This window comes from Blastomonas sp. CCH1-A6 (assembly GCF_001556365.1).
Classification (GTDB): Bacteria; Pseudomonadota; Alphaproteobacteria; order Sphingomonadales; family Sphingomonadaceae; genus Blastomonas; species Blastomonas ursincola.
In genome coordinates this window covers 1-1,067 of the sequence record NZ_LSIS01000099.1, presented here as the reverse complement: position 1 = coordinate 1,067, position 1,067 = coordinate 1, and the positions used below count along the sequence as shown (strand labels likewise).

Here is a 1,067-nt window from a genome sequence, read left to right as displayed (position 1 = left end):
GAGAGCGCGGTCGTCCAGGCCCCGGCACCGGCTCGTATTGTCGAAGGCGGCATCCCCACCGAAGCCCTGATCGCCCAGGTGCTGGTTGCCAAGTATGCCGATCACTTGCCGCTTTATCGGCAGGCGCAGATCTATGCTCGGCAGGGCATCCAGTTGGATCGATCGACCCTTGCAGACTGGGTCGGGCGGTCCGCATGGTATCTTCGCCCCTTGCGGGACCATATCCTGGAACGACTGCGACGATCCGAGCGGCTGTTTGCCGACGAGACGACAGCGCCAGTGCTCGATCCAGGACGAGGGCGGACCAAGACCGGCCAGCTATGGGCGTATGCCCGCGATGATCGCCCATGGGGCGGTATCGATCCGCCGATGATGGCCTATGTCTATGCGGCCGACCGCAAGAGCGAGCGCGCCGAAGCGCATCTGGGGGACTTTGCAGGCATCCTGCAGGTCGACGGCTATGGCGGATATACAGCGCTCGCCAAGCGGCAGGAGCAGATCACTCTCGCGTTTTGCTGGTCACACGTCCGGCGCAAGTTCTTCGATCTCGCCGACAAGTCACCGGTTGCTACCGAGGTGCTGCAGCGGATCGCCGGTCTATATGCCGTCGAGAGCGAGGTTCGCGGCACCGATGCCGATCATCGTCGCGCAGTCCGCAACGAGCACGCCCGCGTCATCGTCGCTGATCTGCACTACTATCTGGAGGCTCGGCTCCGTCAGGTCAGTACCAAGAGCAAGCTGGCCGAAGCGATACGCTACGCGCTCAGCCGCTGGGACGGGCTCACCGTCTTCCTTGATGATGGCCGCGTCGAGCTCGATACCAACACCGTTGAGCGGTCGATCAGACCTCTGGCCCTCAACCGCAAGAATGCCCTGTTCGCGGGCTCCGACGAGGGCGGCGACAACTGGGCGGTTATCGCCACGCTGATCGAGAACTGCAAGATCGCCGGCATCAACCCGCACACATGGCTGACCGAGACGCTCACCAAGCTCGCCCATGGTCATCCAGCAAACGGCGTCGGCGACCTCATGCCTTGGATCGACGTGACCTGAAAACATCGCTTACG

The 1,067-nt window shown here is 63.1% G+C and carries 1 protein-coding gene; it reads left to right on the top strand.

Annotated features, from left to right (window positions below; all coding sequences use genetic code 11):
- Positions 1-1,053: IS66 family transposase (gene tnpC / locus AX735_RS04490; RefSeq protein ID WP_066276256.1), on the top strand; the 1,053-nt coding region annotated here is incomplete at its 5' end.
- Positions 1,054-1,067: the final 14 nt, after the last annotated feature.